Source organism: Arthrobacter sp. Y3224055, from assembly GCF_059090825.1.
Map to the genome: position 1 here is coordinate 719,715 of NZ_JBNHGB010000001.1, position 25,531 is coordinate 745,245.

General features: G+C 66.6%; 22 protein-coding genes. 8 read left to right on the forward strand and 14 right to left on the reverse strand.

All coding sequences use genetic code 11. The annotated features are described in order from the left end of the window. Nucleotides 1–186: 186 nt before the first annotated feature. On the forward strand, nt 187–1,275 hold the full coding sequence (locus AC5RTY_RS03435) for a class I SAM-dependent methyltransferase (RefSeq protein ID WP_494138966.1): 1,089 nt from the start codon (nt 187–189) through the stop codon (nt 1,273–1,275). 15 nt (nt 1,276–1,290) lie between these two features. Here AC5RTY_RS03435 and AC5RTY_RS03440 read toward each other — a convergent pair whose 3' ends face one another. After that, nucleotides 1,291–2,277, reverse strand: coding sequence for an LLM class flavin-dependent oxidoreductase (locus tag AC5RTY_RS03440; protein WP_494138967.1), 987 nt, complete (start codon nt 2,275–2,277; stop codon nt 1,291–1,293). Nucleotides 2,278–2,438: 161 nt separating this feature from the next. Here AC5RTY_RS03440 and AC5RTY_RS03445 point away from each other — a divergent pair, with 161 nt between their 5' ends. Beyond that, entirely contained in the window at nt 2,439–3,083 is a 645-nt protein-coding gene (locus AC5RTY_RS03445; RefSeq protein ID WP_494138968.1) for an SAM-dependent methyltransferase, read from the forward strand. Between the two features lie 48 nt (nt 3,084–3,131). Here the strand turns inward: AC5RTY_RS03445 and AC5RTY_RS03450 are convergent, their stop codons facing one another. The 3 genes from AC5RTY_RS03450 to AC5RTY_RS03460 form a co-directional block, all read right to left on the reverse strand. Continuing rightward, entirely contained in the window at nt 3,132–3,320 is a 189-nt protein-coding gene (locus AC5RTY_RS03450) for a DUF1918 domain-containing protein (RefSeq protein WP_494025179.1), read from the reverse strand. Nucleotides 3,321–3,374: 54 nt separating this feature from the next. Beyond that, the gene (locus tag AC5RTY_RS03455) at nt 3,375–3,926 is read right to left on the reverse strand and encodes an acyl-CoA thioesterase (RefSeq protein WP_494000890.1); all 552 of its coding nucleotides are present in this window, start codon (nt 3,924–3,926) and stop codon (nt 3,375–3,377) included. Nucleotides 3,927–4,011: 85 nt separating this feature from the next. After that, a complete protein-coding gene (locus AC5RTY_RS03460) occupies nt 4,012–5,775 on the reverse strand; it encodes a BCCT family transporter (RefSeq protein ID WP_494000891.1) in 1,764 nt (587 codons plus the stop codon). A 97-nt stretch (nt 5,776–5,872) separates the two neighbouring features. On the opposite strand from AC5RTY_RS03460, the gene AC5RTY_RS03465 reads away from it, so the two are divergent. Both AC5RTY_RS03465 and AC5RTY_RS03470 read left to right on the forward strand, forming a co-directional pair. Further along, the gene (locus tag AC5RTY_RS03465; RefSeq protein WP_494138969.1) at nt 5,873–6,499 is read left to right on the forward strand and encodes a cob(I)yrinic acid a,c-diamide adenosyltransferase; all 627 of its coding nucleotides are present in this window, start codon (nt 5,873–5,875) and stop codon (nt 6,497–6,499) included. Between the two features lie 57 nt (nt 6,500–6,556). After that, on the forward strand, nt 6,557–7,345 hold the full coding sequence (locus AC5RTY_RS03470; RefSeq protein ID WP_494138970.1) for an IclR family transcriptional regulator domain-containing protein: 789 nt from the start codon (nt 6,557–6,559) through the stop codon (nt 7,343–7,345). A gap of 169 nt (nt 7,346–7,514) precedes the next feature. On the opposite strand, the gene AC5RTY_RS03475 is transcribed toward AC5RTY_RS03470, so the two are convergent. Together AC5RTY_RS03475 and AC5RTY_RS03480 are read right to left on the reverse strand one after the other, a co-directional pair. Further along, complete coding sequence (locus AC5RTY_RS03475) at nt 7,515–9,554, reverse strand: ABC transporter ATP-binding protein (RefSeq protein WP_494138971.1); 2,040 nt, start codon at nt 9,552–9,554, stop codon at nt 7,515–7,517. Continuing rightward, entirely contained in the window at nt 9,551–11,284 is a 1,734-nt protein-coding gene (locus AC5RTY_RS03480; protein ID WP_494138972.1) for an ABC transporter ATP-binding protein, read from the reverse strand. The genes AC5RTY_RS03475 and AC5RTY_RS03480 overlap by 4 nt, the downstream gene beginning before the upstream one ends. Nucleotides 11,285–11,517: 233 nt before the next feature. On the opposite strand from AC5RTY_RS03480, the gene putP reads away from it, so the two are divergent. Next, nucleotides 11,518–13,029, forward strand: a complete 1,512-nt coding sequence (gene putP, locus AC5RTY_RS03485; protein WP_494109483.1) for a sodium/proline symporter PutP — start codon at nt 11,518–11,520, stop codon at nt 13,027–13,029. A 287-nt stretch (nt 13,030–13,316) separates the two neighbouring features. Further along, the gene (gene ligM, locus AC5RTY_RS03490; protein WP_494138973.1) at nt 13,317–14,723 is read left to right on the forward strand and encodes a vanillate/3-O-methylgallate O-demethylase; all 1,407 of its coding nucleotides are present in this window, start codon (nt 13,317–13,319) and stop codon (nt 14,721–14,723) included. A gap of 109 nt (nt 14,724–14,832) precedes the next feature. On the opposite strand, the gene AC5RTY_RS03495 is transcribed toward ligM, so the two are convergent. Both AC5RTY_RS03495 and AC5RTY_RS03500 read right to left on the reverse strand, forming a co-directional pair. Continuing rightward, a complete protein-coding gene (locus AC5RTY_RS03495; protein WP_494024192.1) occupies nt 14,833–15,135 on the reverse strand; it encodes a hypothetical protein in 303 nt (100 codons plus the stop codon). A gap of 351 nt (nt 15,136–15,486) precedes the next feature. Then, nucleotides 15,487–16,353: a methylenetetrahydrofolate reductase gene (locus AC5RTY_RS03500; RefSeq protein WP_494013701.1), complete on the reverse strand. Its 867-nt coding sequence runs from the start codon at nt 16,351–16,353 to the stop codon at nt 15,487–15,489. Nucleotides 16,354–16,514: 161 nt separating this feature from the next. Between AC5RTY_RS03500 and AC5RTY_RS03505 the strand changes: the two genes are divergently transcribed. Next, entirely contained in the window at nt 16,515–17,822 is a 1,308-nt protein-coding gene (locus AC5RTY_RS03505; protein WP_494138974.1) for an MFS transporter, read from the forward strand. Between the two features lie 206 nt (nt 17,823–18,028). After that, nucleotides 18,029–18,661 carry a PadR family transcriptional regulator gene (locus AC5RTY_RS03510; RefSeq protein WP_494000901.1) on the forward strand — a complete coding sequence of 211 codons (633 nt, stop codon included), beginning with the start codon at nt 18,029–18,031 and terminating at the stop codon, nt 18,659–18,661. A 58-nt stretch (nt 18,662–18,719) separates the two neighbouring features. Here AC5RTY_RS03510 and AC5RTY_RS03515 read toward each other — a convergent pair whose 3' ends face one another. The 6 genes from AC5RTY_RS03515 to AC5RTY_RS03540 all read right to left on the reverse strand — a co-directional run bounded on the left by AC5RTY_RS03515 (nt 18,720) and on the right by AC5RTY_RS03540 (nt 25,531). Beyond that, a complete protein-coding gene (locus AC5RTY_RS03515) occupies nt 18,720–20,273 on the reverse strand; it encodes an acyl-CoA synthetase (RefSeq protein ID WP_494138975.1) in 1,554 nt (517 codons plus the stop codon). A 360-nt stretch (nt 20,274–20,633) separates the two neighbouring features. Continuing rightward, nucleotides 20,634–21,623 carry an ABC transporter substrate-binding protein gene (locus AC5RTY_RS03520; protein WP_494025169.1) on the reverse strand — a complete coding sequence of 330 codons (990 nt, stop codon included), beginning with the start codon at nt 21,621–21,623 and terminating at the stop codon, nt 20,634–20,636. Between the two features lie 163 nt (nt 21,624–21,786). After that, on the reverse strand, nt 21,787–22,782 hold the full coding sequence (locus tag AC5RTY_RS03525) for an ABC transporter substrate-binding protein (protein ID WP_494000904.1): 996 nt from the start codon (nt 22,780–22,782) through the stop codon (nt 21,787–21,789). Nucleotides 22,783–22,937: 155 nt separating this feature from the next. Then, nucleotides 22,938–23,393, reverse strand: a complete 456-nt coding sequence (locus AC5RTY_RS03530) for a MaoC family dehydratase (RefSeq protein WP_494138976.1) — start codon at nt 23,391–23,393, stop codon at nt 22,938–22,940. Between the two features lie 27 nt (nt 23,394–23,420). Next, nucleotides 23,421–24,632: an acyl-CoA dehydrogenase family protein gene (locus AC5RTY_RS03535; RefSeq protein WP_494138977.1), complete on the reverse strand. Its 1,212-nt coding sequence runs from the start codon at nt 24,630–24,632 to the stop codon at nt 23,421–23,423. After that, a complete protein-coding gene (locus AC5RTY_RS03540) occupies nt 24,629–25,531 on the reverse strand; it encodes an amidohydrolase family protein (RefSeq protein ID WP_494138978.1) in 903 nt (300 codons plus the stop codon). The genes AC5RTY_RS03535 and AC5RTY_RS03540 overlap by 4 nt, the downstream gene beginning before the upstream one ends.

Consider the following 25,531-nt stretch of genomic DNA (forward strand, 5'->3'; position numbering starts at 1 on the left):
CCTGACGCCTGCAACGGAGGCAGGCACTGACGCCCGCATGGCTGGCCCGAGCCTGACGCCTGCATCTTTTGCCCCATCCGCGCCGCCCGAGCCCACAGACCTTGCCCGATGTTCCCGGTGCCGCCGGCTCCCTACCGTGAGATTCAGCAGGCAACAGGTGCCTGCTTCCGGACCACGGGAGAAGCCATGACCACCATCCAGGAAGCTGCCGGGCAGTTCGACACCGAGGCCGCCGAAGCGTTCGCGCAGCGCTGCCTGACCATCCTGAACGACGGCGCGCTGGCCATGCTGGCCAGCATCGGTCACCAGACCGGGCTGTTCGACACCCTGGCGGCGTTGCCGCCGGCCACCAGCCAGCAGATCGCGGACGCCGCAGAACTGGACGAGCGCTACGTGCGCGAATGGCTCAACGGCCTGGCCGCGTCGCAAGTGGTGGCCTACGGCCCGGTTTCCCGCACCTACCGGCTGCCGGCAGAACACGCCGCCTCGCTGACCAGGGCCGCCGGCCCCGACAACCTAGCGCGGCTGCTTCAGTACATCCCCCTGCTCGGCGGCGTGGAGGAGGGGGTCGTCGCCGCATTCCGCCAGGGCGGCGGGCTGTCCTATGCCGACTATCCGCGTTTCCACCAGCTGATGTCGGAGGAAAGCTCGGCGGTTTTCGACGCCGGACTGATCGAGGAGATCCTGCCGCTGGCCGACGGGTTGGTCGAACGCCTGCGCCGGGGCATCGACGTGGCCGACGTCGGCTGCGGCAGCGGGCACGCCATCAACCTGATGGCGCAGGCGTTTCCCGCCAGCCGGTTCACCGGCTACGACTTCTCGCCGGAGGGAATCGCCCGGGCACGGCAGGAAGCGGCGCGCATGGGCCTGCAGAATGCCTCGTTCGAGGTCCGGGACGTCGCCGAGCTGAAGGAACCGGGACGGTTCGACCTGGTCACCGCATTCGACGCCGTCCATGACCAGGCCCAGCCGGCGCGCGTGCTCGCCGAGGTCCACGCGGCCCTGCGGCCCGGCGGGACCTTCCTGATGGTGGATATGAAGGCCTCCAGCAACGTGGAGGACAACGTGTCGCTGCCCTGGGCGGGCTTCCTCTACACCATTTCGGTGATGCACTGCATGAGCGTTTCGCTGGGCCAGGGCGGTGCGGGACTGGGCACGGCCTGGGGCCAGCAGCTCGCCCTGTCCATGCTGGCGGATGCGGGCTTTTCCGGAACGGTCGTCAAGGACGTCGAGCAGGACCCGTTCAACGCCTACTACATCGCGGCCAAACAATAACCCGACGACGGCGGCTCAGGCGGCCAGCCCGACGGCCTGGGCCGTCAGCTCCAGCGCGCGCAGCCGCTGTGCGACGATCGGGGCTTGGAACGCCACGATCAGCTCGTCGGCGCCGGCATGCTTGGCGAAGCCTTCCAGGTACTCCGCCACCGCCTCGCGCGTCCCGACCGCCGAGTATTTCACCATCTGCTCCACGTGCTGGCCCTGCGGCGAGTCCAGGATGAGATCCGCTTCCTCATCGGTAAAGCTCCGGTCGCGGCCGAACAGCAGCGAGACCCGGCTGCGCCGGACAATCCGGAACTGCTCCTGCGCTTCCTCGTTGCTGTCCGCGGCGATGGCGTTCACACCGGCGATCACGTACGGTTCGGCGAGTTGCTCCGACGGCTGGAACTCGCGGCGGTAGACGGACACGGCGTCCTGCAGCGCGTTGGGCGCGAAGTGCGAGGCAAACGAGTACGGCAGCCCCAGCGCCGCGGCCAGCTTCGCGCCAAACAGCGAGGAGCCCAGGATGTACAGCGGCACGTTGGTGCCCTTGCCCGGTGTCGCATCCACGCCCTTGATGCGCGACTGTCCGGTCAGGTAGCCCTGCAGCTCCAGCACGTCCTGCGGGAACGAATCGGCGCTCATCGGATCACGGCGCAGCGCCCGCAAAGTGTTCTGGTCGCTGCCCGGTGCGCGGCCCAGGCCCAGATCGATCCGCCCCGGATGGAGCGCCTCCAGCGTGCCGAACTGCTCGGCGATGGTCAGCGGGGCATGGTTCGGAAGCATGATGCCGCCGGCGCCCAGGCGGATGCTGTTGGTATGCGCCGCCACGTGGGCAATCAGCACGCTGGTGGCCGAGGACGCGATCGACGCCATGTTGTGGTGTTCGGCGTACCACACCCGCCGGTAGCCCAGTTCCTCCGCCCGCTGCGCCAGGGACACGCTGCCGGCCAGGCTTTCGCCCACGGTTTCGTTGGTGCCGATGGTTGCCAGGTCAAGGATGGACAGAGGTACGTTCACGTCGGCGGGGCCTTTCGTCGCGGGACGCCCGGGGTGGTTGCCGCGGGCACACATCCTGCACAACGACGGCGGTGCCCGTCTTTATTTCTTCCCTCCCCGCCCGTGGGGGGCCGGCGCCGGGCAGTCGCCGCCGTCACCTCGCGGGCGTAGAGTCTCCAGGCATGGAGCATCATCACGACCGCCGGGAAGAGCCCGACCAGTTCTGGGAGTCCTTTTACAGCCAACGGGACCAGGTGTGGAGCGGCCGGCCGAACGCCATGTTGGTCCGCGAGGTCTCCGGCCTGCCGCCCGGCACCGCCCTGGAACTGGGTTGCGGCGAGGGCGCGGACGCCATCTGGCTCGCCGGCAAGGGGTGGACGGTCACCGGCCTCGACATGTCCGGGCTCGCGCTGCAACGGGCGTCCAAACACGCCGACGAAGCCGGTGTTGCGGACCGCATCCGGTGGCTCCAACAGGACCTGGCCCGCTGGGAACCACAGGAAAGCTACGATCTGGTCTGCGCCCAATTCCTGCATTCGCCGGTCGAGCTGCCGCGGAACGCCATTCTCGCTACGGCGGCCCGCGCGGTAGCACTCGGCGGCACGTTGCTGGTTGTCGGCCACGAATCGTTTCCGCCCTGGTCGGGACATCCGGAACCCGAGGAACCTCTGCCCACGGCCGGGGAGCTGGCCGATGCACTCGGACTAGGTTCCCCGGACTGGGCCCTCGACACGCTCGACTCCGTCCCCCGCGAGGTCACGGGCCCGGACGGGCAGACCGCCACGATCACGGACAGCGTCCTGCGCGCCCGCCGGCTGGCCGTTTAGCCGGCTCGGGCCTGACCTGCAGCGGGCTTCTGACCCGGCAGCGGCTTCTTACCCGGCAGCGTGCTCGATGCTGCAGTCCGTGCCGGGGAAGACGACACTCTCATGGCCGTCGTCGAACCTCACGAAGTAGGGCGGGGCTCCGCCGTCGCCCCTGACCTCGATGACTTCGCCGTGCCGGTCAGCCGAGTCCACCGTCCTGCCCCTGATGACGATGCGGTCTCCGGGTGCTGCGATCATGACCGCTCACCTCCTTTCCCATAGCCTAGGGGAACGGGCTGCGGCCGACCAGAGTCAGCGCACCCAGCGGTGCGGGGCGGGCCGTCGGGTGCTGGGCAGGGCGTTGTTCTCCCGCCACTCGTGCAGCCATTCGGGCAAAACCAGGTCCGCCGGCGGCCGCTGGCCGACGGCGGCGAAGATCTCCTCATTGGAGACCGGTCCCTGCTTGGAAACCAGCCGGGTGGCGATGTAGGCCCGGGCATGGATTTCGCCGTCGGCCACCATGCGCTGCTCGAAGAAGATGGCGCGGTCGTCAAATCCGATGATCCGGGTTTCGATGCTGTATTGCTGGCCGAGTGTGAGCGATTTACGGAAGGAAATGGTCTCCGCGCCGACCACCGGCGACCAGCCCTTGCGGCGGAAGGTGTCCCACACGCCGGCGCGCACCATCAGCTCGAAGCGGCCGAGGTCCATCAGGGAGAAATACATCCCGTTGTTGACGTGCATGGCGATGTCGATGTCGGTGGGCAGCACGCGCAGGGACAGCGTGGACGAATCCCATATGTCCAGGGCAGGACGGCGGCGGGCCGTCAGCAGCAGCAGGAGGGTGCGGAAGATCAGGTGCATGCCGCCATGTTACCCGGTGGTAACTTGCCGGGCGGGCGGGACCGGCTAAGCCGCGCCGGTCCCGCCACCTTCCAGCTAGTCCCGGCTACGCGTGGTGTCCGTGTTTTTTGCCGTCCCCGAGGTCCTCCGGCAGTCCGCCCGCGGGATGGTCGGGGCCGCCGGAACCATTGATGCGCCCGGCTTGGCCAGGCTGGACGACCGGCGTCTCGGACGTCACCGGCACCGCGAACGGCACGGTGCTGGGGACGCTGACGGCTCCGCGCACCGGACCCATGCGCCGCTGCCGCAGCGGATCCCGGCGCAAGTCCACGTACAGCGAGAGGCAGAGTCCCACCATGATCAGCACGAAGGGCGTTGACGCCAGGATGGTGAACGTCTGCAGCGCGTCGAGCCCGCCGACGAACAGCAGCACGGCCGCGACGGTACCGGTGAGAACGCCCCAGAGGATGACCAGCGGCTTCCACGGCTCCTTTCGGCCGCGGGAGGAAAGCGTTCCCAGCACGACGGCGCCGGCGTCGGCGCCGCTGACGAAAAACACCGCCGTCAGCACCATCACCACGATGGCCGCGCCGAAAAAGAACGGATAGTTCTGCAGGGTTGCGAAGAAACCGGCCGCCTCGTCTCCGGTCCCGGCAATATCTTCACCGCCCAGCTGGAGGTGGATGCCCGCACCGCCGAACACCGAGAACCAGACCACGCTCACGGCGGTGGGGACCAGCAGCACGCCCAGGACGAATTCCTTGATGGTCCGCCCGCGGGAGATCTTGGCGATGAACGTGCCCACGAAGGGGGTCCAGGAGATCCACCACGCCCAGTAGAAGATGGTCCAGTTGGCCAGCCACTCGGTGCCGCCGAAGACGGCCGAGTGGAAGCTCATGGGGACGATGTTGGCCAGGTAGTCGCCGATCGCGGCGGGGACCAGATCCAGGATGAAGACGGTGGGACCCACCACGAAGACGAACACCAGCAGCACCGCGGCCAGCACCATGTTCGTGTTGCTCAGCCACTTGATGCCGCGGGCAACGCCGCTGGCCGCCGAAATCACCACACCCACCGTCAGCACGCAGATGATCAGGATCGGAGCCACGACGCCGGGGTTCTCCTCGAACCGGCCGGTCCGCAGCAGCGCCAATCCGGCGGCAATCTGCAGCGCCCCCAGGCCCAGCGAGGTCGCTGAACCGAATTTCGTACAGATGATCGCCAGGATGTCGATCGGCTTGCCCCAGCCCTTTTCCTCAATCCGCTCCTTGCCGAAGATCGCCTGGAAGGGCGAACTCATCAGGTTGCCGCGGCCCATCCGGTACGTCGAATAGGCCAGGGCCAGGCCAACCACCGAGTAGATGGCCCACGGGTGCAGACCCCAGTGGAAGAGCGTGTAGGCCATCGCGCTGTTCGCGGCCTCGGGGGATCCCGGAGCGGCATCCACGAAGGGCGGCGGCGAGGCCAGATGAGTGACCGGTTCGTAGACGCCGAAGAACATCAGGCCGATGCCCATGCCGGCGCTGAACATCATGGCAATCCACGACAACGTGGAGAATTCGGTGGTTTCGCCTTCCTGCGCGAGCGGAATGTTGCCATACCGGCCGAAGGCCAGCACCAGCGAAAAGATTACGAAGCCGGTGGCGCCGAGGATGAACAACCAACCGAAGGAGTTGGTCACCCAGCCGAGAATTGATCCGGTTACTTCGGTCACCTGCTGGGTAAAGAAAACACCCAGCAGGCAAATGGCAACAATAATGCTGCCTGAAACGAAGAAAACCGTCTTGTCGACGGTATTCCAGCCCCGCTGCCCGTCATCACCCGTATCCCGGGAGACAGTCGGCAAGGGGCCGGTAAATTCGCTGCTCATCACTGATCCTCACTGTTGTCACCGGCTGTACGCGTGCGGCGTTCCGGGCTTGCTGCGGCTCTTCGATGTCAAACGTCCCGTCAGTATGATGGCAGGCATGAGTGGAGATGGCGACTTTCAAAGCGATGATCAGACGCGGATGGACCACTATGGTGACACCGGGTACACCGCCTTCGGCAGCCACGGCGAGGTGTCCAAGAACGACCCGAGGGTGGTCGCGCATGCCGAAGTGGATGCCGCCAACGCCGCGGTGGCCGTGGCCATGGCGAGCGGGGGCGTGTCCCCGGAGGTCAGCGCCATGCTGGTCAGCGTCCAAAACGACTTGTTCGACCTGATGGCCGACCTGCTGGTGCCGTATCGCGGCAATCAGGCGGCGGACGCCCGCATCATCCCCGAGCATGTGGAGCGGCTGGAACGCGCCATCGACCACTTCAGGCAGGAAGCCAAGGACCTCAGCGGCATGCTGCTGCCGGGCGGAACCCTCTCCGCTGCGCTGCTGTACCAGGCCCGCACGGCGGTGCGCCGCGCCGAACGCGCGGTCTGGGCGGCCCTGGATGAGTACGGCGACGTGGTGAATTCCGAGACCGGCCGCTACCTCAACCGGCTCTCCGGGCTGCTCTTCGTGATGGCCCGGGTGGCCAACGCCGAGCACGGGGACGTGATGTGGGTTCCCGAGTCCTCCGTCCGCGGCGTCCTCGAGGACCAGTCCGGCGCCACCGAGTAGCGCTGCGCAGGCAGCCGCCGTCACGATCCGGCGGCCTGCCGGGTATCCTCGACGGTGATGAGCATCACCTCCGACGCGCCCGCGGCCAGGGCCTTGACAGAGCCGTCCGCACGCACCCTGGCGCGCGGCCTGTCGGTGTTAAGCGTCTTCGATGACGGTCATCCGCAGATGCGGGCGGCCGAGGTTGCCGCCCGCGCCGGCCTGAACCGTGCGGCTACCGCGCGGGTGCTCCGGACGCTGGTCAGCCTTGGCTATGTGCGCTGCCGGGATGATCTGTTCTCGCTGGCCCATCAGGCCCTGGAGCTGGGCCACGGCTACGTCGCGGGCTCTCCGCTCGTCCGGGCCTCCCGCGGGGCGGTCCAGTGGCTGACCGGGGAATTCAACGAACCGTGCACGGCGGGCGTGCTGGCCGGCGGCGACGTCATCTGCATCGCGGCCACCCGCGTGCCGCGCATGATCCGCGCCGGGCTGACCGTCGGCGCCAAGATTCCGGCGCACGCCTCGTCGATGGGCAAGGTGCTGGTGGCCGGGCTGTCCGAGGAAGGCCTCCGGTCCGCCGTCGACGGCGGCCTCAGCAGGCTGACCGAGCAGACCATCGACAGCACCTGGCGTTTCCGCCAGGAGATCGAGCAGGTCCGGCGGCAGGGCTACGCGGTCAACAACAGCGAACTGCAGCAGGGCCACCGCACGCTGTCCGTGCCCGTGAGGGATAGCGGCGGCACGGTGCTCGCCGCCGTCGGCGTCAATATGCTGGGCACCCCCGACACGTTGGAGACGGCCATCGCCAGCCACCTCCCGCTGCTGCGCCGCGCGGCGGAGCGGATCGCCGAAAGCGCCACGCGCTAAGAGCCCGACGGCGGTGCCGGCGCGCGGGGCCTGTGGGCGGGGCCTGTGGGCGGCGCTTGGCGGCGGTGCCTGCGCCTGGAACCTGGGGGCGGCGCCTCCGGGCGGGCCCGCACGCGGTGCGGGACCCGCCAAAGCGGGCGCCGCCGTCGTCGTCCTCCCGTTCAGGGGATCAGGACACCGGATCCGCGGCCGCCGCGAACTGCGACATGTAGAGCCGGTAGTACGGGCCTTCGGCCGCCAGCAGCTCCGTGTGGTTGCCCTGCTCCACGATCTTGCCGTCCTCCATCACCAGGATCACGTCGGCGTCCCGGATAGTGGAGAGCCGGTGCGCAATGACAAAGCTGGTGCGGTCCGTGCGCAGCGCGGCCATGGCGTGCTGGACGAGCAGTTCCGTGCGGGTGTCCACCGAGCTGGTCGCCTCATCCAGGATCAGGAGGGACGGGTTCGCCAGGAACGCGCGCGCGATGGTGATCAGCTGCTTCTCACCGGCGGAGACGTTGTTGCCCTCTTCGTCGATCACCGTGTCATAGCCGTCCGGAAGCGCCCGCACGAAGCGGTCCACGTAGGTGGCCTTGGCCGCCGCCATCACTTCTTCCTCGGTGGCGTTTAGGTTGCCGTAGCGGATGTTCTCGTAGATGGAGCCGCCGAACAACCAGGCGTCCTGCAGCACCATGCCCACCTTGGACCGCAGTTCGGCCCGGCTGAGGGCGATGATGTCCACCCCGTCGAGGGTGATGCGGCCGGCATCCAGTTCGTAAAAGCGCATTACCAGATTCACCAGGGTGGTCTTCCCCGCGCCCGTCGGCCCCACGATCGCCACCGTCTCGCCCGGCCGCGCCGCGAAGGAGAGGTCCTCGATCAGCGGCTTGTCGGGGCTGTAGCTGAAGCTGACGTTGTGGAACCGGACCTGCCCTTCGGTTTGGGCGGGCAGCGATTCGGTGGCGGTGTCCGGGGCCTGCTCGTCGGCGTCGAGCAGTTCGAAGACGCGCTCGGCCGAGGCGACGCCGGACTGCAGCATGTTGGCCATGCCCGCCATCTGGCCCAGCGGCTGGTTGAATTCACGCGAGTACTGGATGAACGCGGTGGCATCGCCCAGGGTCATGGAGCCGGATGCCACGCGCAGGCCGCCCACCACGGCGATTCCCACGTAGCTCAGGTAGGAGATGAACTGCATGACCGGCATGATCATGCCGGAGACGAACTGCGCGCCGAACGAGGCCTTGTAGAGTTCCTCGTTCTTTTCGTCGAACTGTTCCACCGACTGCTGCTCGCGGCCGAAGGCGCGGACCAGATCATGGCCGCTGAACGATTCCTCGATGTGCCCGTTGAGCGCTCCGGTGTTCTTCCATTGCGCGGTGAACAGCTTCTGGCTGCGGGTGCCGATGAGGCCGGCGCCCACGGCGGAAAGCGGCAGGGCGATCAGGGCGATCAGGGCCAGCTGCCAGGAGACGATGAACATCATGATGGTGATGCCGAGCAGGCTCAGCGCGGACATGATCAGCTGCGCGAACGCCTGCTGCAGCGCCTGCTGGATGTTGTCGACGTCGTTGGTCACCCGGGAGAGCATGTCGCCGCGCTGGCGGGTGTCGAAGTAGTTCAGCGGCAGCCGGTTCAGCTTGGCTTCCACCTCGCGGCGCAGCCCGAAGACCACCCGCATGACGATTTGGTTCAGCAGCCAACCCTGTAGCCACATGAACAGCGACGCGACCACGTACATCCCCAGCACCAGCAGGATCAGGTTGCCCAGCAGTTGGAAGTCGATGCCGACGCCGGGGACCAGTTCCATGCCGCTGAGCATGTCGGCAAACTGGTCCTGGCCCTGGGCGCGGAGCCCGGCGATGACTTCTTCCTGGCTGGCGCCGGCGGGCAGGTTCGCGCCGATCGCGCCGCTGAAGATGACGTCCATGGCGTTGCCCAGCACCTTGGGCGCAATCACGTTAAGCACCACTGCCACCAGCACCATGACCAGCACCAGGATGATCCCGGCCTTCTCCGGCTTCAGCAGCCCAAACAGGCGCTTGGCGGACGGCCAGAAGTGCTGGGCCTTGCGGACCGGCGTCCCGGTCATGAAGTCCTGGTCGGCCTCGCCCGGCTGGAACTGTTCGTCCAACACCTCGGCCTCGGCTTCAGCGGCGGCTCCCGGCGTTGGCGCCGTCACGGGGTCCGGCCCGGTGGCCACCTCGGCCGGGGCTTCCTTGTCCGGCGTCATGCCGCTTCCTCCACCGCAGTCTGGGATTGAACAATTTCCTGGTAGGTCTCCGAGCTCTCCAGCAGCTGCCCGTGGGTGCCGCGGGCCACGATCTGTCCGTGCTCCATCACCAGGATCTGGTCCGCGTCGATGATGGTGGCGACGCGCTGGGCGACGATGATGACTGTCGCGTCGCCGGTGGTCCCCTTGAGGGCAGCCCGCAGCCTGGCGTCGGTTGCCACGTCCAGCGCGGAGAATGAGTCGTCGAACAGGTAGACCTTGGGCTTGGCCACCAGGGCGCGCGCGATGCACAGCCGCTGGCGCTGGCCGCCCGACACGTTGGTGCCGCCCTGCGAGAGCGCCGACTGAAGCCCTTTGTCCTTGGCGCGGACGAAGTCCTCGCCCTGGGCCACGCGCAGCGCCTCCCAGAGTTCTTCATCGGTGGCGTGCGGATCGCCGAACCGCAGGTTGTGTGCCACCGTGCCGGAGAACAGGTACGGCCGCTGCGGCACCAGCGCCACGCGGTCCGTGATGTCGGTGCGCTCCATCCGGGTGACCGGAACGCCGTCGATGAGCACCTCGCCGCTGTCGGCGTCGAACAGCCGCGGGAGCATGCTGATCAAGGTGGTCTTGCCCGCGCCGGTGCTGCCGATGATCGCCGTCGTCTGCCCCGGCCGCGCCGTGAAACTGACGTTGCGCAGCACGGGTTCCTCGGCGCCGGGATAGGAGTAGGTGACGTCGCGGAACTCGACGACGCCGGCCGGTTCCCGGGCTTGCTGCGGCTCGGCGGGTTCATGCACGGAGGGCTCGACGTCGAGCACCTCGCCGATACGTTCGGCACAGACCGAGGCCCGCGGGATCATCATCGCCATGAAGGTGCCCATCATCACCGCCATGAGGATCTGCAGCAGGTACTGCAGGAAGGCCGTCAGGGCACCGACCTGCATCTCGCCCGCGTCCACGCGGAGTCCGCCGAACCACAGCACCGCCGCCGTGGCCAGGTGAAGGATCATGCCGATCGAGGGGAACATCAAAACGAACAGGTTGCCGACCGAGACCGAGACATCGGTCAGTTCGCGGTTGGCCTTCTCGAAGCGCTTGGCCTCGTAGGGCTCGCGGACAAACGCCCGGACCACGCGGATGCCGGTGATCTGCTCACGGAGCACCCCGTTGATGTTGTCGATCTTCGTTTGCATCATGCGGAAGAGCGGCATCAGCTTCCAGACCAGCAAACCGACGACGACGAACAGCAGCGGCACCGATGCCCACACCAACCACGACAGTTGCAGGTCCTCGCGCAGCGCCATGATGACGCCGCCGACGCACATGATGGGTGCCATCACCATGAAGTTCAGGCCCATCAGCACGAGCATCTGCACCTGCTGGACGTCGTTGGTGCCGCGGGTGATGAGGCTCGGCGCGCCGAATCGTCCTACCTCCCGGGCGGAGAACCCGGTGACCTTGTGGAAAATGCCGCGGCGGAGGTCGCGGCCCATGGCCATCGCTGCCTTCGAACCGAAATAAACCCCGGCGATCGCGGCCGCCACCTGGATAAGGCTGACCACCAGCATGAGGCCGCCGGTGTTCCAGATGTAGTCGGTGTCGCCCCGGGCCACGCCCTCGTCAATAATCTGGGCGTTCAGGCTGGGCAGGTACAGCGCGGCGATGGTCGCAATCAGCTGCAGCACCACCACGGCGAACACGGAGGGAAGGTAGGGACGGCCGTAATGGCGGATGAGGCGGAGCAGCATCGGGACGTGACGCAACTTTCGGCGAAAGGGTGGATTGAGGCCAGATAGAGGCTACACCTTGGCCCGAGCCGCTGTAACCCACGGCAGATGAACTTCTTTCCCGGCCTTCAGCGGCCCGCCGGTTCCCTTGCCGTTCTTCGTCCCGGGCGACACAAAGCGGCGGCAATTGGCCACGCCTGTACCCCGCTGGAAGACTGAGGCGCACCAAACCGAGACACGGCGGAGGAAACCTCGTGAACGACCAGATGTTCCAAATCATCGCCATGCTGATTTACATGGCAGGCATGCTGGCCATCGGCTGGTGGGCCTACCGGCGCACGAGCGATTTGGACGACTACATGCTTGCCGGCCGCGGCCTCAAGCCCGGCGTCGCGGCACTGAGCGCCGGCGCCTCGGACATGTCGGGCTGGCTGCTGATGGGCCTGCCCGGGGCGCTCTACGTCGGCGGATTGTTCGAAGCCTGGATTGCCATCGGCCTGACGATTGGCGCCTGGCTCAATTGGAAGTTCGTGGCCCCGCGGCTGCGCTCCTACACGGAGGTATCCAATGACTCCATCACCGTTCCCAGCTTCCTGGAGAACCGGCTCAAGGACCGCTCGCGGCTGCTGCGGATAGTCTCCGGCGTGATCATCCTGGTCTTTTTCACCTTCTACGTCTCCTCCGGCATGGTGGCCGGAGGCGTCTTCTTCGAATCCTCCTTCGGCTCTACCTACGGGGTCGGCATGCTCGTGGTCGGCGGCGTCACCGTCCTGTACACGTTGTTCGGCGGCTTCCTCGGCGCCAGCTATACCGACGTGGCCCAAGGGCTGTTGATGTTCGCGGCCCTGCTGCTGGTTCCGATCGTCGGTGTGTTCGCCACCGGCGGCCTGGCTGCGACCGTCGAATCCATCCAGCAGGTGGACCCGAGCCACCTCAGCCTGTTCACCGGGGGTGCAGTCGCCGGTATCTCCGCCGCGGCCTGGGGACTGGGCTACTTCGGGCAGCCGCACATCATCGTCCGCTTCATGGCCTTGCGCACGCCCGGCGAGGCCAAGGCCGCCCGCCGGATCGGCATCGGCTGGATGCTCATGACGGTATTCGGCGCCGTTGCCACCGCGATGGTGGGCGTGGCCTACTTCCAGCAGAACCCGGGCGCCACCCTCACTGACGCCAAGTCTGCCGAATCGGTGTTCCTGGACCTCGCGCAGATCCTGTTCCACCCGTTCATCGCCGGCTTCGTGCTGGCCGCGGTGCTGGCGGCGATCATGAGCACCATCTCCTCCCAGTTGATCGTGTGCTCGTCTGCCCTGGTGGAGGACCTGTACAAGATCTTCGCCCGCAAGGACGCCCCGGCGAAGACCCAGGTGATGCTTGGCCGCCTGGGCGTGCTGGTCGTCGCCCTCGTGGCGGGCCTCCTGGCCTGGAGCCGCAACGACACCATCCTGGGGCTCGTGGCCTTCGCCTGGGCCGGCTTCGGTGCATCGTTCGGGCCGACCATCATCCTGTCGCTGTTCTGGCGCAAGCTCACCGTCGCCGGCGCGCTCTCCGGCATGCTGGCCGGCGCGGTCACGGTGTTCATCTGGGGCACCTCGGCGCTCTCGGCCACCATGTACGAGATCGTTCCGGGCTTCATCCTCAACGTCGCCGTCGCCGTCGTCGTCAGCCTCTTCACGCACAAGCCGCAGCCGGACATCGAGACAGAGTTCGCCGAAGCCGTCAGCCGCGCAACCGCGGGGAAGCCCTTCGTGGCTGCCGGAGAGCGCTGACCCACCTCCCGGTCAACGGACTGCAAAGGGTGCCCTTTCCGACGTCGGGAAGGGCACCCTTTCGCTTTGTACACCATGCGCTGCCCGGCAGGCCTGGCGCTCCGCCGCCCGGGCTCGTGATTTCCAGCGCCGGCGAGAACCAGCGGCCGGCCGGCAGCCGTAGGGCCTTCAGCAAGAATTCCGCCCTCAACGGTCGACATAACTATCTCCATAGGTATAGAGTCGGAGTATCTTGGAAATGTGCAATGCGTCACACTCCGGCCCGCCATCGAGGAGGACAAGAACCCATGAGCGCCAAGAATCTTCAGGAAGTATTGGACCAGTCCGGCAACACCGTCGAGATGCTGCGCAACTCGCAGATCGGCGCCTACATTTACCCCGTCGTCGCCCCGGAATTCACCAACTGGCGCAGCGAGCAGCGCGCCTGGCGCGAGTCCGCGGTCCTGTTCGACCAGTCGCACCACATGGACAACCTGTTCATCAGGGGCAAGGACGCCCTGAAGCTGATTTCGGACACCGCCATCAACTCGGTAGCCAATTTCCCCGTGAACAAGGCCAAGCAGTACGTGCCCACCACGCCCGCCGGGCACGTCATCGGCGACGGCATCCTGTTCCACGAAATGGAGGACCAGTACGTCTACGTGGGCCGCTCCCCCGCCGCCAACTGGCTGATCTATCACGGTGAGACCGGCGGCTACGACGTGGACATTGAGGTGGACCGGCGCTCACCGTCGCGGCCCATGGGACAGCCGGTGAAGCGCAAGTACTGGCGCTTCCAGATCCAGGGCCCGAACGCCTGGAAGATCATCGAAAAGGTCAACGGCGGCCAGGTTGAACAGTTGAAGTTCTTCAACATGGACCAGATGCAGGTCGCCGGCCGGCAGGTCCAGACCCTGCGCCACGGCATGGCCGGCGCACCGGGGCTGGAGATTTGGGGACCGTACGAGACGTACGACCAGGTCCGCGACACCATCCTGGAGGCCGGCCAGGAGTTCGGCCTGCTGGCCGTCGGTTCGCGCGCCTACCCGTCCAACACCCTGGAATCGGGCTGGATCCCCTCCCCGCTGCCCGCCATCTACACCGGCGAGGAGCTGCGCCCCTACCGCGAATGGCTCGGCGCCGACAGTTACGAGGCGGTCAACGCGGTCGCCGGCAGCTTCGTTTCGGACAAGATCGAGGACTACTATCTCAACCCATGGGAGCTTGGGTACGGCCACATGGTGAAGTTCGACCACGACTTCATTGGTCGCGAGGCGTTGGAGAAGATCGACCCGGCCGACCAGCGCAAGAAGGTCACGCTCGAATGGAATGCCGAGGACATGGCGAAGATCTTCGCCTCGCTCTTCGACACCGAGGGCACGCCGTACAAGTACTTTGACCTGCCGCTGGCCAACTATGGTTCGTCCAATTACGACGCGGTGCTCGACGCCGCGGGCGAGACGATCGGCCTGTCCATGTTCACCGGCTACTCCGCCAACGAGAACCGGGCGCTGTCCCTGGCCACGGTGGACGCCGACGTGCCGGAGGGCACCGAGGTCACGGTGCTCTGGGGCGAGCCCGACGGCGGTACCCGCAAGACCACCGTGGAGTCGCACCGGCAGCTGAACGTGCGCGCCGTCGTCAGCCCGGTGCCGTACTCCCAGGCAGTTCGGCAGGACTACCCCGGCGGCTGGCGCTCCGGCCGCAAGGCCTGAGCCAGCCGCCGCGCTAGGCAGCACGACGACGGACGGCGGGGAAAGTGCCTGTGGCACTTTCCCCGCCGTTTGCCGCTCTCCTGGCGCCGCCGCTCAGACGGGACCGCCGTCAGCTGCTGTTTTCCTGGCTGCCGGTTTCTTCGATGTACCGCTCGCCCGACTCGGTCTCGCCGACGCGGAAGTGCTGCTCCATGTGCTCGATCGCCGCGGCGTCTTCGGGGCCGGGCGCGCTGACTGGATCGTCAATAGCCGTCCGGTCGGCATCGCCGTAGACGTTGGCCAGACCCTTCTTGGCATCCGCAGGCAACTCACCGGGCGGGAGCAATTCCTCGTCCCGGGAGGTTTCGCCGCCCTGGTTCTCTTCGCGCTCCGTACGGTCGTAGCGGTCCGGGTTGTTGATTTCCTCGCTCATGAATCTCCTTCCCTCAAGCGCTGGTGCGCCCTGTCTTCACCTAATCACAGAGCGGCGGCGCGCAACAGGGCCGGGAACCGCGCACCACGCTCTCAAGGGCTCCATCAGCCAACCTGGGCGGGGCCACGCCGGCGGCCCGATCCGGCCCTGACTCCCGCGAGCGAGCGCCGCTCAGGAGCCGCGCTGCCCAAGTATTAGAACCTGTTCAAGCATCGTCCCCTGTCAGGGCGCCATGGCGCACCAAAAGATGGACACTTCCGTCTGAACGTGGACAGCGCAGCCCCCGGAAGCCGGCTGGGCATCGCCGCGGCGCGGAGTCACCGTCCCCGATGAGCTTCCGTTCGCGCAGCGCTACCGTCCGGCGCGGAAGTCTTTGACCCAGTCCGCCGTGGCCTTCATTCCGCCGAACGTGTAGAAGTGAAGCTTCACCGTGCCGTGCACCGATGGGTCATAACGGCCGGCGAATTCCTCCAGGAACTTGTCCGGCCCGGCCGTCCCCAGCAGGTTGGTCAGGGAGAAGCCGTACTTGTGCACGATCCCGGCGGACGAGGCCACTCCGAACCGCTTGGCATAGTTCAGCAGCCTCTTGACCCCGGCCGGCCCGGGGATGCCGATGCGCACCGGCGCGTGGATCCCGCGGCGGCGGGCCTCGGCCAGCCAGTCGAAGACGGGATCCGTGTCGAAGCCGAACTGCGTGATGATGACCGCTTCAAGGTCTTGCCGCTGCAGTTCGGCATGCTTGTCTTCCAGCGCCTTCCACAACACCTCGCCGGAAATGTCCGGATGCCCCTCCGGGTAGCCGCTGATGCCCACGCGGCGGATTCCGTACCGGGGCAGGAGCCCGCTGCGGATGACCTCGAGCGAGTCCGGATAAGGCCCCATCGGCTCGGCCGGGTCGCCGCCGACAACGAAGACGTCCTCCGGTGCCGCATCGGCGGACAACGCCTGCAAGAAGTCTTCCAACTCGGCCCGCGACGCCAACCGCCGGGCAGAGACATGGGGTACCGGCAAGAAGCCGTGCCGTTTGACGGCGGCCGCCGCCGCAACCCGCGTCGGCAGGTCCTCGTTTCCCAGGAAGGTGACGTTGATCCGCGTTCCCGCCGGAATCGTGCCGGCGGCATCTTCCAGCGCGGGAACATCCTTGCCGGTCATCTCGAGCGAGAAGTCGTCGAGCAATGTCCGGGCCGCCTGGGACGGCGCGTGCTTGGGGTCGGCCATAGTCGGAATTCCTTCCTCGTGTGGTGCCGGTCACCCTTGACCGACCTGCAGCGAGTCTAGCCGGAAAGCCACTACCAACATAGGGGGTGATAAGTGGTTTGCATTTCTCAATCACTGGGTGGATACTATGTGAGCCTTTCCTTCTAATCCCAGGAACAACCATGTCCACGCCCCGCGCGCTGCGGCCCTTCGCCCATCGCAACTACCGCATCCTCATTTCGGCCCTGGCCATCTCGGTCTTCGGCGCCGGCATGTGGGCCGTAGCCATGGTGTATCAGGTCATCGCCCTGGGCGGCGGACCCATTCAGCTGTCGCTCGTCGCCACCTGCGCCAGCGTCGGTTTGTTGGCGTTCGTGCTGCTCGGCGGCATCGCGGCGGACCGTCTTCCGCGCCGCCGCCTGATTATCAGCGTGGAGGCGGCCAACCTGGTGGCCATCGGCGCGGTGGCCCTGCTGGCCATGACCGGGCTGCTGCAACTGTGGCACCTGGCCGCAGCCGCCTTCCTGCTGGGAGTCGGTGCCGCGTTCTTTTTTCCCGCCTACTCGGCCATCCTGCCGAGGATCCTGCCGGCCGAGGACCTGCTGGCGGCCAACGGCATGGAGGGCACCATGCGGCCGTTGCTGCAGCAGGCCGCCGGACCGGCGGCAGCTGGCATGATCGTCGCCTCCTTCTCCCCCGGGGCGGCCATCGGGTGGATCACGCTGTGCCATCTGTCCGCGTTGATCATCCTGAACTTCCTCGGACAGGAACTGGCTCCGGATGCAGGGACGACGGCGTCGGTCGCCGCTTCAGACGAGCCCCCGGGCAAGCGCGGCTCCGTGCTGGCGGATCTGCGCGAGGGCGTGGCCTATACGCTAAAGACTCCCTGGCTGCTCTGGACGCTGCTGTGGGCCGTCGTGAGCGTGCTCATCTTCATTGGCCCCATTGAGGTACTGCTGCCGTTTGCGGTTGCAGACCAACTGGGCGGGGACTCGCGCACGTTTGGCTTCCTGCTTGGCATCTTCGGCATCGGCGGCGCCACCGGGGCGATGGCCACCGCCTCGTTGCGGCTGCCCCGGCGCTACCTGACCGTGATGCTGCTGTTCTGGGGCGCCGGCGCCCTGCCGATCGCCGTCATCGGCTTCACCGGCAGTTTTTGGTGGATGGCCGCAGCACTGTTCGTAGTCGGCGCGACCGGCAGCGCGGGCCAGGTCATCTGGGGCACGTTGCTGCAGCGCCGCGTGCCGCCGCACCTGCTCGGTCGGATCTCCAGCCTGGACTTCTTCGTCTCGCTGGCGTTGATGCCGGTCTCCATGGCGCTCGCCGGGCCGTTGGGCGAAGTCGTGCCCATCTGGCTGATTTTCCTGCTGATCGGCCTCGCCCTGCCGCTCCTGGCTGTGCTGGCGCTCATTTTCGGCGGAATGCTGAAGGACGAGCTTGAGCACCCGCTGGACCGGACTTTGGAACCGGCGGGGCCGGCGCGCACTTAGCGCGGCCGACCACACGACCGGGCGGGCGCGGAGCCGGCGGGCGCAGAGCTGGCGGGGCACGGAGGTCGGGCGGGCGGGGCGCCCGGCGTCCCGTAAACAACGGTTTCGGGACCACGATCCACGATCAACATCGATTTTCGCGTGGCCATCCGACTACCGATGGATATAGTGATTGGCAACACAACACTGAAAAGGAAGTTGAATCAGTGAGTCTCCGCTACGCCTTGCTGGCGCTGCTCAGCGTCGAACCCATGACCGGTTACGACCTCTACAAGGAATTCGAGTCGTCCGTCGGGAATGTGTGGCACGCGCCCGACTCCCAGATCTATCCGGAGCTGCGGCGGATGGAGCAGGAAGGGCTGCTCGACGGGGAGGAGGTCATCTGGGGCCAGCGCGGGAGGAAGCGCCGCTACCACATCACCGCCGCCGGACTACAGGCCTTCCGGGAGTGGATGAACACCACGCTCGACTACACCCGGGTGCGGGATCCAGCCCACCTGAAGGCGGCCTACCTTGAGTGGGCCGAACCGGACGCTGCGCGCGAACAGATGCGCGCGCACATTGAGCACCACACCGCGCTCCGGCAGCAGTGGGAGCAGCGGATCCGTGAGATCGACGACGACAGCAGCGAGATGCTCAATCGCCGGTTGGCTGGCACCCCGGCGAGCGAACGGACGCGGGTCAAGGCCTTCAAGCGCTTTACCTATGAAGGGCTCGTGGCCCGTGCGGAACAGGAGATTACCTGGGCCCGCCGCGGCCTCGCGCTCATCGACCGGCTTTCCGACCAGCCGGGCGTCCAGCAGCCGCAGTCGCCGCAGCCGGCCGGCGCCCGCAAGTAGCCCGGGCCCGCAGGCAGTTCGGCGCCCGCAAGTAGCCCGCGCCCGGGGGCAGCCCCGTCTAGTTCGAGTATTCCTTCCGCAGGTCGGCCTTGCGGATCTTTCCGCTGGCCGTCCGCGGCAGGTCCTCCACGAACACCACGGACTTGGGGATCTTGTAGCGGGCCAACCGCCCGTCCAGGTGCTGCTGGATCTCCTCGGCGGACACCGAGAAGCCCTCGCGGACCGTGACCACCGCGCGCGGCACCTCCCCCCATTTCTCGTCCGGGACGCCGATGACCGCGGCGCTGCTGACGGCCTCCAGCTCCAAAATGACCTGCTCCACCTCGGCCGGGTAGATGTTCTCGCCGCCGGAGATGATCATGTCCTTGAGCCGGTCGGAGATAAAGAGGAAGCCTTCGTCGTCCACGTAGCCCATGTCGCCGGACTTGAACCATACGCCGTCGGCATAGCTCTCGGCCGTGGCATCGGGCCGGTTCCAGTACTCGCGGATGACGTTGGGACCCGAAATCTGGATCTCACCGACCTCCCGCGGGGGCAGGACCTCGCCCAGCGGATCGGCGATCCGGATATCCGTGAAGAAGTGCGGGAGCCCGGCGGAACCGGCCTTCGGGCGGGACTTCTCCGCCGCCAGCGTGGTGGCTCCCGGCGCCGTTTCGGTCATCCCGTAGCCGTTGGTGAAGGACAGCCCGCGGGCCTCGTAGGCCTCCAGCACCCGCATGGGCACGGCCGATCCGCCGCAGGTCAGCTTGTTCAGGGAGCTGATGTCCGTCTTGTCCCAGTCCGGGTGCTCGCACAGCAGCTGGTAGGTGGTCGGCACGCCGCTGATGCTGGTGGCCTTGTACTTCTCGATCAGCATCAGGGTCCGCCCCGGATCGAACTTGGGCTCCAGCACCACGGTGGCCCCCTTGAGCAGGGCCGGCAGCACGCCCATGCCCAGGGATGCCACGTGGAACATCGGGGCGATCATCAGGGCCACGTCGGTGCTGGCCATGTCGAAGTCCACGAGCACATTGATGCTGTTCCAGGTCATGTTGCCGTGCGTGAGCAGCGCCCCCTTGGGCCGGCCCGTGGTGCCGGATGTGTAGAGAATCATGGCCGGGTCATCCAGCGACACTGCCTCATCACGGCGTTCTGTGCCGCCGGAGGCAATGACTTCCTCCAAAAGTTCGACGACGGTGCCCGGCTCGGCCGCCTCGGCAACGGTTCCCGCCGGGGTATCTTCCACCACGATCCGCCGGTTTAGCCCCAGCAGCGCACTGCCGCGGTCAGCCAGCGTCTGCAGGCTGCGGGCGTGGACCAGGATGCGGCTGCCGGAGTCCTGCAGGGCGAACTGGACCTCGGGCGGGGCCAGCCGGGTGTTCAGCGGAACAAAGATAACGCCCAGGGTCCCGCACGCAAAGAAGGTTTCCAAAAACGCCGGGTGGTTCTCCCCCAGGTAGGCCACCCGGTCACCGCGGCCGACGCCGCGGTCCGCCAGGGCGTTGGCCAGGCGGTCCACCCGCCCGGCGAACTCCCCGTAGCTCAGTTCACCCGCGCTGCTGATGACGGCGGTTTTCGCGGCGGACTTCATGCGGCGCTTGTGGATCCAGGCCCCAAGACCTTGATTGTGCATGGTGACATACCTTCCGACGTACCCGGCGAGCGGGTCTGGACAGCCCCGCGAGCGGCCCCGACCCTCAAGCCCGCGGGCTGGGGCCGGACTCACGGCTCAGCGGTGAATCAGATCACAGCGAACATCTCCAACCTAGGGCGTTTTAGTTGAGAAAGTCAATAGTTGAAGATCTGGGTGTACCATCGGCCTTCACCGCACCACAACCGGCGGTGTCCCGCCACAAAAGGCAGCCGTTCGACCCGCCCGGGAACAGTGAAACGCCCCTCCGCGAGCGCGGAGAGGCGTTTCCGCCGACGGCCCGCCCCTAGCCGCACCGCCAGACCCTCAGCAACACGTCGGCCAACGCAGGCCGGTGGACGCCTATTGCCGCGGCAGGAGCGCCTCCATGTCCGGGATCTCCTCGATCAGGCCGTTCTTCAGGGAGATGTCGGCGATCTCCTGGATGGACTCGGCATTGACCTCCTGCGGGAATTTCGGCAGGGTCAGCTTTTCGATGACCGCGGGATCAAGCTGCGTGTACTCGGGCAGGATCTCGCGCACCCGGTCCGGATTCTCGTCGGCGAACGCCAACGACTTTTTCATCGCCCGAACAAAGGCCTGGGTGACGTCCGGTTTCTCCTCGGCAATGTCGTCCGAGGTGAAGTAGGTCGCCACCGTGAGGTTTTCCACCGGATAGGCATAGTTGGAGAACACGGGCACCGCACCATCGCCTTCGACGATGGTCACGAACGGCTCGACGGCGGCGATCGCGTCCACATTGCCGTTGGCCAGCGCCGCGGGCATGTCTGGGAAGGGCATCTCGACGAAATTCAGGTCCGACGAGTCCGCGCCGGCCTGCTCCACCGCCTCACGGATCGTCGAGTCGCTGATGTTGTTCAGGGTATTCACGCCGATGCGCTTGCCGGTCAGGTCCGCAATCTCCTTGATCCCGCTGTCCGGCTTGACCATCACGGCCGCGAAATCCTCATCCTGGTTGCCGGTGGTTGAAGCGCCGTTGGCCACCATCTGCATGTTCAGCCCCTTGGAGCGGGCAATCACCAGCGACGTGACATTGCTGAAGCCGAAATCCATCTGACCGCTGGTGATGGCCGGGATGATGGCCGCGCCGCCCTGCGCCGGGACGAGTTCGAGATCCAGCCCCTCTTCTTCGAAGAATCCCTCCTGGTCGCCCAGATAGATGGGAGCCACGTCGACGATCGGGATGACCCCAACCTTGATGGGAGTCATTCCGCCGGCGGCTTCGGTGCCGCCGGTCGGGGCCGCATCACCGCCACCGGACGGGCTGCCCCCACCGCAGCCCGTTACCGCCAGCACTGCCGCCAGCGCAACCGCCGTTCCAATTCTCTTCACGGGTCCCTCTCCCACTCACCGCCCCATGCAGCAAGAGTGTGCCTTAGGTCACAGTATCTACGGACATAGTGGAGGCCGTCAACGACGGGAACCCCTGCAACAGGCCGCAGGGCGGCTCCCGCATCCCGGGAACCGCCCCGCCGCCTGAGGCCAAGAACGAAGGCTACTGGACGGCCATGGCCGGCACGTCCGGAGCCTTGTCCACGTACCCGTACTTGACCATCAGCTCGCCCATGTCGCTGAGAACATCCACCGGAAGCTCGGCGTCGAACGTTTCCATCTTCAGGCCCTTCGCCACTTCTTCGGGCATGCCCATGAAGTCCGGCAGGACGGCACGGACGCCGGCCGGATCCGCTTCCGCGGCCGTCAGGGTTTCCGAAACGGCTGCCTTGAAGTCGGCCACGATCTCCGCGTTCTGGTCGGCGTAGCTGCCGCTGGTGAAGGTCACCATGGTGGGCAGGCCCGGCAAGGCCTTCTGGTTCGGGTAGCCCAGCAGCTTGTAGTCCTTGTTGGCCAACGCCTTCGACTGGAAGGGTTCAGGCACCCAAATGGCATCAACGTTTCCGCGCTCCAGCTGGGCTTCCATGTCCGGGAACGGCATTTCGCTGAACTTCAGCTTGGACGGGTCGCCCCCGTCGATCGCCGCCGATTCCATGATGGTGAGGTCGCCCTGGGTCTTGAGTGTGTTGACGGCGGTGGTCTTGCCCTCCAGATCGGCGAAGTCCTCGATCCCGGAATCAGCCTTGACGATCACGGCGTTGATATCCTCGCCCTCGGCCTTGGAGTTGCTGTAGCCCGTGACGATATTCATATCCAGGCCCTTGTCCACCGCCGTCATCACCGACAGCGGATTGCCGACGGCGAAGTTCAGGGTGCCGGTGGAAACGGCGGGCAGCATGGCAGCGCCGCCCTGCCCGGCCTGCAACTCCAGTTCCAGGCCGTGCTTCTCGAAGATGCCCTCATCGATGCCGTACTGCATGGCTCCCGACGGGGCGATCGGCAGCACGCCTACGGTGAGCTTGGTGAGCCCGGAGCCGGCGGCGCCGGACTGTTCCGCCGGCGCTTCGTTCGACCCGGAGGGGGAACCGGAGCCGCAGCCGGTCAATGCCATCGCGGCAATCGCGCCACCGGCCAACAACTTCGCCAAGTGCTTCTTCATGAAATGCTCCTCGCGGTCCTAGGCGCCGCCGCCCCCGCCGTCGGGAGACTGACTGTGATCGGCGCCACACCTAAATACAATGTAGATACAATAGTTGAAGAAATCAACAGTTAGGTTGGATTTGTGCAGCCGGCAGGACAAGGAGCGGCCCGGCGTCAGGCGTAAAAGCGGGCCAAGAACTCCGCGATGACCGCGGGGCGCTCCTCGCCTTCGATCTCGATGGTGTTGTTGGTCTTGATCTGGACCCCGCCCTTCACCTCGGTGACCTCGGAAATCACCGAATGCAGGCGCACCTTGGAGCCGACCTTCACCGGGCTGGTGAACCGCACGCGGTCCAGGCCGTAGTTGACCTTGGTCGTGACGCCTTCCACGTCGAACAATTCGCTCCACAGCGGGATGACCAGCGACAGGGTCAGGAAGCCGTGGGCGATCGGCGCGCCGAACGGTCCTTCCTTGGCCTTTTCCGGGTCGGTGTGGATCCACTGGTGGTCATCGGTGGCATGGGCAAAGGTGTTGACCTGGTCCTGGGTAATTTCACGGTAGTCGGTGTAGCCCAGGTCCTTGCCGACCAGGTTGGGCAGTTCTTCGAGGTTGACGACGGTGTTGCTCATAGAGGCTCCTTGGAAAGATGGATGGTTCTAGCGGAATGCGCCCGTGCCGGTGATTGCCCGGCCGACTATCAGGGCGTTGATCTCGTGCGTGCCTTCATAGGAATAGACGGCCTCGGCGTCGGCATGGAACCGCGCGACGTCGGTGTCCAGGGTGATGCCGTTGCCGCCCACGACTTCCCGGGCCAGGGCAACGGTCTCGCGCATGCGGGCGCTGCAGAACATCTTGGCCAACGCCGAGTTCTCGTCCTTGTAGATGCCGTCCTCCTGCTGCTGGGTCAGCCGCACCGCCATCCCGAGCGAGGCCGTGAGGTTGCCGAGCATGGTGGCCAGCTTCTCCTGAACCAGCTGGAATCCGGCCAGTGGCTTGCCGAACTGCCGCCGCTCCTTGGCGTAGCGCAGCGCAGCCTCGTAGGCGCCGGCCTGGACGCCCGCGGCGATCCAGGCGACGTCGGAGCGCATGTTGCGCAGCAGCGAGGCCACGTCCGCGAACGAGTTGACGTTCTGCAGCCGCGCGGAGTCCGGTACGCGGACTCCGGCCAGGGCGATGTCGGCGTTCTGCATCATGCGCAGCGAGGTCTTTCGCATGATCTTGGCGATGCCGACCCCGGGGGCATCGGTCGGGACGAGGAAGCACTTGACCTGTCCGTCCGCCTGGTCGCGGGCGAAGACGGCGAGCACGTCGGCAGCGGCGGCCCCGCCGATCCAGCGCTTGGCGCCGTCGATCACCCATTCGTCTCCCTCGCGGCGGGCGCTGGTCTCAAGCCCGCCGGCGATGTCCGATCCGTGTTCCGGTTCGGTCAGCGCAAAGACGCCCTTCAACTCGAAGCTGCGGATCTTCGGGTCCAGCTCGGCAGCCTGCCCGGCGCTGCCGCCCAGAGTCACGGCCGTGCGGAACAGTCCTGACTGGGCGTTGTAGAAGGTGGCGACGGAGGCGTCTGTTCGGGCAAGCTCGAAGTTGCGGAAGCCCTCGTAGAGTCCGGAGGGCTTCGCACCGCCGTCGGTCAGTTCGGCCGGCGCCATCAGGTTCAGGTCATACAGCGGCTGGGCAATCTGATACGGAAACTCACCCTGTTCCCAGTAGTCCGCCAGCAGCGGCTGAACCTGCTCCTCGAGCACGCCGCGCAGCCGGCCGAGCACGGTGCGTTCGGCGTCGGTCAGCAGCGCGGCGTAGCCGTACTGGTCGGAGGGATAGAAGGGTCCGGCCGCGGTGCCGGCCTTCTCTTGGGCCACCGTGCTCATGCCTGCCCACCGCCCAGCCCGAGCAGGCGCACCGCGTTGTCCTTGAGGATCTTCGGCCGGACCTCGTCCTTCATCGGCAGGTCCGCGAACGCGCCCAGCCACTTCTGCGGGGTGATCAGCGGGTAATCGGTGCCGAACAGCACCTTGTCCTGCAGGACGGAGTTAGAGAGTTTCACCAGGGATTCCGGGAAGTACTTTGGCGACCAGCCGGACAGGTCGATGAACACGTTCGACTTGTGCGTGGCAATCGAGTTGGCCTCGTCCTGCCAGGGCACCGAGGGGTGCGCCATGATGATCCGGAATCCCGGGAAGTCGGCGGCGATCTCGTCCAGCAGCAGCGGGTTCGAGTAGCCGAGTTTAATTCCGGAGCCGCCCGGGGTTCCGGCCCCCATGCCGTTCTGGCCGGTGTGGAACACCGCCGGCAGGCCAAGCGACTGCAGGGCTTCCCACAGGGGGTAGAACCGCTCGTGGGCCGGGTTGAAGCCCTGCAGGCTCGGGTGGAACTTGAAGCCCCGCACCCCGTAGTCCTCGGCCAGGGACTTGGCCCGGTCGATGGCCTCCGGACCCGTCAGCGGATCGACGGAGCCGAACGGGATCAGCACGTCGTTGTTGCGGGCGGCGCCCTCGGCGATGTCCTCGATGCTGTTCGGCTCGTGCTTCAGGCGGGTGCGGGCATCCACGGTGAACACCACGGCCGCCATCTTCTGTTCCCGGTACGTTTCGGCGATCGCATCCAGCGACGGCGTCCGCTCCTCCGCCTTGAAGTACGCGCTCGACGCGTCCATCAGCTCCTGCGGCAGCGAGAGGTGTCCGTGGCCGTCGATCTCGACGTGAACATGCATGTCGATCGCCGCCAGCGACGCGACATCGAGCGCCGGTTCGTAACGCGTGGCAGGCAT

Coding starts and splice junctions, on each gene's coding strand:
- AC5RTY_RS03435 (WP_494138966.1), top strand. CDS start 187: ATGACCACCATCCAGGAAGCTGCCGGGCAGTTCGACACCGAGGCCGCC.
- AC5RTY_RS03445 (WP_494138968.1), top strand. CDS start 2,439: ATGGAGCATCATCACGACCGCCGGGAAGAGCCCGACCAGTTCTGGGAG.
- AC5RTY_RS03450 (WP_494025179.1), bottom strand. CDS start 3,320: ATGATCGCAGCACCCGGAGACCGCATCGTCATCAGGGGCAGGACGGTG.
- AC5RTY_RS03455 (WP_494000890.1), bottom strand. CDS start 3,926: ATGCACCTGATCTTCCGCACCCTCCTGCTGCTGCTGACGGCCCGCCGC.
- AC5RTY_RS03460 (WP_494000891.1), bottom strand. CDS start 5,775: ATGAGCAGCGAATTTACCGGCCCCTTGCCGACTGTCTCCCGGGATACG.
- AC5RTY_RS03465 (WP_494138969.1), top strand. CDS start 5,873: ATGAGTGGAGATGGCGACTTTCAAAGCGATGATCAGACGCGGATGGAC.
- AC5RTY_RS03470 (WP_494138970.1), top strand. CDS start 6,557: ATGAGCATCACCTCCGACGCGCCCGCGGCCAGGGCCTTGACAGAGCCG.
- AC5RTY_RS03475 (WP_494138971.1), bottom strand. CDS start 9,554: ATGACGCCGGACAAGGAAGCCCCGGCCGAGGTGGCCACCGGGCCGGAC.
- AC5RTY_RS03480 (WP_494138972.1), bottom strand. CDS start 11,284: ATGCTGCTCCGCCTCATCCGCCATTACGGCCGTCCCTACCTTCCCTCC.
- ligM (WP_494138973.1), top strand. CDS start 13,317: ATGAGCGCCAAGAATCTTCAGGAAGTATTGGACCAGTCCGGCAACACC.
- AC5RTY_RS03495 (WP_494024192.1), bottom strand. CDS start 15,135: ATGAGCGAGGAAATCAACAACCCGGACCGCTACGACCGTACGGAGCGC.
- AC5RTY_RS03500 (WP_494013701.1), bottom strand. CDS start 16,353: ATGGCCGACCCCAAGCACGCGCCGTCCCAGGCGGCCCGGACATTGCTC.
- AC5RTY_RS03505 (WP_494138974.1), top strand. CDS start 16,515: ATGTCCACGCCCCGCGCGCTGCGGCCCTTCGCCCATCGCAACTACCGC.
- AC5RTY_RS03515 (WP_494138975.1), bottom strand. CDS start 20,273: ATGCACAATCAAGGTCTTGGGGCCTGGATCCACAAGCGCCGCATGAAG.
- AC5RTY_RS03525 (WP_494000904.1), bottom strand. CDS start 22,782: ATGAAGAAGCACTTGGCGAAGTTGTTGGCCGGTGGCGCGATTGCCGCG.
- AC5RTY_RS03530 (WP_494138976.1), bottom strand. CDS start 23,393: ATGAGCAACACCGTCGTCAACCTCGAAGAACTGCCCAACCTGGTCGGC.
- AC5RTY_RS03535 (WP_494138977.1), bottom strand. CDS start 24,632: ATGAGCACGGTGGCCCAAGAGAAGGCCGGCACCGCGGCCGGACCCTTC.
- AC5RTY_RS03540 (WP_494138978.1), bottom strand. CDS start 25,531: ATGCCTGCCACGCGTTACGAACCGGCGCTCGATGTCGCGTCGCTGGCG.